This is a genomic window from Streptomyces capoamus (genome assembly GCF_014654935.1).
Lineage (GTDB): Bacteria > Actinomycetota > Actinomycetes > Streptomycetales > Streptomycetaceae > Streptomyces > Streptomyces capoamus.
This window is the reverse complement of record NZ_BNBF01000007.1, coordinates 61,570-66,192: the sequence shown is the minus strand read 5'-3', so window position 1 is coordinate 66,192 and position 4,623 is coordinate 61,570. Positions and strand designations below refer to the sequence as shown.

Below are 4,623 nucleotides of genomic sequence, written 5' to 3'. Positions count from 1 at the left end.
GGCCGCAGGTGATCTGGGCGACGTTGCCGGGGGTGACGTAGAAGACGACGTAGATGATCACCGACAGCACGAAGAGGGTGATCACGGCGCCGAGGACCCGGCGCAGGACGAAGCCGGTGAAGCCGTTCACGGCCGCTCCTCCTTCCGCGGTGCGTCGCCGGGTACGGCCGCCCGGGCGCGGGCCTCGCGCTTGCGTCCGGTGCCGACGCGCAGGCGGGAGGCGGCGCGCGGGTCGAGGGCGACCCGGACGCCGTCGCCGAGGACGGTCATCGCGAAGACGGTGACGAACAGGGCGAGGGCGGGCAGCAGCAGGTACTGCGGGGCCGCCTGGTACCAGACGTCGGCGGAGGTGAGCATCTGGCCCCACGAGGGGGTGGGCGGCTGTACGCCGACCCCGAGGAAGGACAGGGCCGCCTCGGCGCTGATGTCCGAGGGGACCAGCAGCGCGGCGTACGTGATGACGGGCGCGGCCAGGCCCGGGAGCAGCTCGCGGGTGGCGGTGCGCCAGGTGCTCCAGCCGCTCAGCCGGGACGCGGAGACGTAGTCGAGGTTCTTCAGGGCGAGGGTCTGCGCGCGCACCATCTTGGCCACCGTGCTCCAGCCGGCGACCAGGGAGATGATCAGCGCGACGAGCACGGGCCGCGGGAAGCCGCTCGGCACGATGGCCAGCAGCGCCAGCGCCATGATCATGAGCGGCATGGAGACGAAGATGTCGGTGACGCGGCTGATGACCAGGTCGACCCAGCGGTTGCCCAGGCCGGCGGCCACGCCCATGGCCACGCCGAGCAGGACCTGGATCAGGGTGGCGGCCAGCGACACGCCCAGGGAGACCCGTGCACCGTAGACCAGCCGGGCGAACATGTCGCGTCCGGTCTGCGGTTCGACGCCCAGCCAGTGGTCGGCGCTCACGCCGCCGAGGGAGCCGAGGGGCACGCCCCCGCGCGCGGAGTCGATCAGGGTGGGGTGGTAGGTGGTGGGGTCCTGGCCCTCCAGGGCGGTGAGCAGCGGCGCGGCGAGCGCGACCAGGACGAGCAGCGCGACGACGGCCGCGGCGACCAGGGCGGCGCGCTGCGCCCGCAGCCGCCGCCAGAACTGACGTGCCCCCGAGACCGCCGGGACGGAGGTGTCCGTCCCGGCGGTCCCGACGACGGCGAGTGCCTCGCTCACGGTGCTACTTCACCGCGACCTGGGAGATGTCCAGCACACCGGTCCAGTCACTGATGACGATGTTCTTGACGTCCTTGCCGTACAGGCGCTTGTAGACCGGGTGGAACAGCGGCACGACGAGGGCCTTGTCGCCGATCTTCTTGTCCAGCGCGCCCCAGCGCCGGGCGGCGGCATCGAGGTCGGTCAACTTGTTGATCGCGTCGATCTCGTCATTGACCGACTTGTCGTCGAGCTGGCCCGTGTTGAAGTTCGCCCCGTCCTTGACGATCTGCCGGCCGTCGAAGATGGGGGCGAGGAAGGGGCCGCCGGAGGGCCAGTCGGCACCCCAGTGGGCGAGGAAGAGACCGGGCTCGGTCTTCACGCTGTGGATCTTGTCCCGGTAGTCGTTGTCCTCCAGGCCCTGCAGCTTGACCGTGATACCGGCCTTCTTGAGCGCGTCCTGGACGGCGGTGGCGATCTCCGGGCTGGTCTCGAAGTCCTTGCTGTTGGAATGGGTCAGCGTGAGGGTGAGGCCGTTCTTGTGGCCGGCCTTGGCGAGCAGTTCCCTGGCCTTCGCCGGGTTGCCGGACGCGCCCGCCGGGAACGGGTCGTACGCCGTGTAGCCGAAGGACTTCTGGTTCGGCAGGAAGGTGGTGGCGGGCTCGGCGAGGGCGCTGCCGCCGGCCGCGTTGACCACGGAGGACCGGTCGATGGCGTAGGCGATCGCCTGGCGCACCTCGGGCTTGTCGAACGGCTTCACCTTCGGGTTGAAGGCCAGGTAGTTGGTGTAGCCGAAGTGGCCGGTGCCCACGCGCGCGGCCAGCTCCTTGTCGCCGCTCACCTTGGCGAGTTCGGCCGGGCCGAGGTTGGTGTCCGTGGTGACGGCGGCGGCGTCCGCGCCCTGGGAGGCGGACAGCCGCTGGTTGATCACCGAGGAGTCGAGGCCGGAGCGCACGTCGATGGTGTCCGGGTACGCCTTGCGCTCCTCGTCGGTGGCCGCCGACCAGTGGGTGTTGCGCTCCAGGACGAGGTGCTCGCCGTCGTTCTCGTTCTTGACGACCTTGTACGGGCCGGACGAGACGGGGTGCGACTCGTACTTGGTGCCCGTGTCCTTGCCCTTGGGCACCGGGGCGAACTGGGTCTGCGTCGCGAGGTACGGGAACTCGCCCTCGGGCTTGACCAGGTGGAAGACGATGGTCCGGGCGTCCGGCGTCTCGATCGCGGACAGGCCCTTCTTGTCCTTGTACGGCCCCTGGTAGCCGGCGGCGCCGACCAGCCAGTCCCGCAGGTAGGGAGCACCGCCGGAGAGTTCGGGGGCGAAGGAGCGCTCGATGCCGTACTTGATGTCGGCCGAGGTGATCGGGGTGCCGTCCTCGTACTTCAGGCCCTTCTTCAGGGTGTACGTCCACACGGTCGCGTCCTTGTTGGGGCGCCCGGTGTCGGTGGCGAGGTCGGGGACGACCTTGGCGCCGGCCGCGCCGTTCTCGCGGTTGCGCGTGGTGAGGGTGCGGAAGACCAGGGAGGGCACGTTTCCGCCGCCTGAGGTGTACAGACGCGCGGGGTCGAAGTCGGACTGCGGCTGGGCGTTCAGGACCGTGAGCGTGCCGCCCTTGTGGGGCGTGGAGTCGCCGCCGGCGCCCTTGGCATCGCTGTCCTCCGGGCCGCAGGCGGCGGCGCCCGCTGCCACGACCAGGCTGACGGATGCCGCTGCCACGCGGCGCGCTATGACGGACGGTTGACGCATCGGAATGACGACCTCTCGGGGTGACGTGGCGGAGTTGATCGAGGGTTTCTCGACAGGTGAGACATGTGGACGAGGAGTGAGACGACTGCGGGCAGACGTCGGCCCCGGCGTCGGGTCGTCGAAAAATCCGTGACACGGTCACGGAGGCGAAAGGGAGAAGAGTCGCGACGCGAACGCCGGGGTGGCGGCGTCAGCGACAGTGGATGTCGGCCACGCAGAGCGCGGTCACGCCGATGAGCGCCAGCTCGATGGCGGCGCTGCTGCAGACGGCATGACTAGACCACATGCGCAGAAATATGAACGACCATCCGGCACTGTGTCAATGTGACATAAGTGGCGCCTGTCAACTCCCGGGGTACGGCCACGGGTTGGCCCGGCAGTGGATCCCGTCGTGGTCGAGGAACTTGGTCTGCTGCTGCATGACCGGCGCGAGCTCGCCGTCCTTCTGGCAGCTGACGTGGCCGTGGCCGAGCCGGTGGCCGACTTCATGGTTGATCAACATTTGCCGGTACGCATGGATCCGGTCACCGTACGTCTTGCTTCCCTGGGCCCACCGGTACGCATTGATCATGACGCGTTCGGTCGCGGCCGAGTCGCAGGAGACGTTGTCCTCCGTCGTGTCCAGCCCGGACTTGGCGCACCACTTGGCGGTGGTGCCGGGGCTGGCCAGTGTGATCACGAAGTCGGGCTTGCCGGAGGAGATCCGCTCGAAGGCCAGGGCGCCGCCGTGGGCCCAGCTGCGCCGGTCGTTCAGGGTCTGCTGCACGGCCTCGGCGAACAACGCGCCATCCAGTCCCAGGCCCTGCTCGACGTCGACGCGGTAACGATACTTCTGCCCGGCACCGGGTGCCTTGTCGAAACCGGGCACCGCGTCGAACCTCCCCGGCCCGGTCAGCTTGGCGCTCAGCGGGTACTTCTCGGCCATCTTCTGGTCGTACGTCAGCGCCACCGGGCTCGGCGCGGTGGCGGGCGCCGACGCGCCGGAGGCGTCGCCGTGGACCCCGGTGCCGGCGGCCTGCCCGGCGACGGACCGCGACCGCGCGCCGCCGTCCTGCTCCTTGGCCACCTGGCCGGCGACGACCACCGCGAGCACGGTGGTGACGGCGGCCGCCGCGATGCCGGTGAAGGTGCGCCCCTTGGTCCCGCCGCGCTGCGCGGGCACGCCGGCGCCGGACGCGGAGACCGCGGCGGTCCCGGCACCCTCGGCCGTCCCGGCGCCCTCGGCCGCCCTGGCGGGCGCGCCCGTCCTGGCGCGCGCGTCCCGGCCGCCGCGGTCGCCGGTGCCCTCGAAGGCCTCGAGGTACTCCTGCCGGGGGCCGGAACGGCGCCGTACCCCTCCCGGGCGCGGGGCACCCGAACCCGGAACCTCCGATTCCGCCTGCCGTTGCCGGGGCAGCACGACACCGGACCCGCCGCCGGCCGTCCGGCCGGCCAACTCGCCCCAGCCGCCCCCGGTTTCCCGCTGCTCCGGGTGTCCGCCCCGCGTCCCCGCGGCCGGCGCGCCACCTCCACCGGGCCTCGGCCCCCCGTGTGCCGGGGCACCGCCCGCCGGCCGCTGCACACCCCGCACGGGGGCGCCGCCGGCATCCCGCGCCGGAGTGGGCGCGGCATCCCGCACCGGAGTGGCGGCGCCCTCCCGCACCGGAGAGGCTGCGGAAGTCCGCGGCACGCCGCCCTCGCTGCCCTCACCGGAGCCTGCGCCCCGTCGGTCCGCCCGGCCGGCGGCGGCTATG

At 71.7% G+C, this 4,623-nt stretch carries 4 protein-coding genes and 1 pseudogene; all 5 read right to left on the bottom strand.

Features of this window, described 5'->3' with window-relative positions:
* Nucleotides 1–106 (bottom strand): annotated as a pseudogene (locus IE312_RS39835) (ABC transporter permease); the annotation flags it as partial.
* A 20-nt stretch (nt 107–126) separates the two neighbouring features.
* Nucleotides 127–1,167 (bottom strand): ABC transporter permease, encoded by a 1,041-nt coding sequence (locus IE312_RS13355; RefSeq protein WP_189981422.1) that lies wholly within the window; start codon nt 1,165–1,167, stop codon nt 127–129.
* 4 nt (nt 1,168–1,171) lie between these two features.
* Nucleotides 1,172–2,890, bottom strand: coding sequence for an ABC transporter substrate-binding protein (locus IE312_RS13350; protein ID WP_189981420.1), 1,719 nt, complete (start codon nt 2,888–2,890; stop codon nt 1,172–1,174).
* A 190-nt stretch (nt 2,891–3,080) separates the two neighbouring features.
* Nucleotides 3,081–3,176, bottom strand: a complete 96-nt coding sequence (locus IE312_RS44125) for an Ms4533A family Cys-rich leader peptide (RefSeq protein ID WP_309550493.1) — start codon at nt 3,174–3,176, stop codon at nt 3,081–3,083.
* 57 nt (nt 3,177–3,233) lie between these two features.
* The gene (locus tag IE312_RS13345) at nt 3,234–4,622 is read right to left on the bottom strand and encodes a DUF3152 domain-containing protein (protein ID WP_370467552.1); all 1,389 of its coding nucleotides are present in this window, start codon (nt 4,620–4,622) and stop codon (nt 3,234–3,236) included.
* Between the last annotated feature and the right edge of the window lies 1 nt (nt 4,623).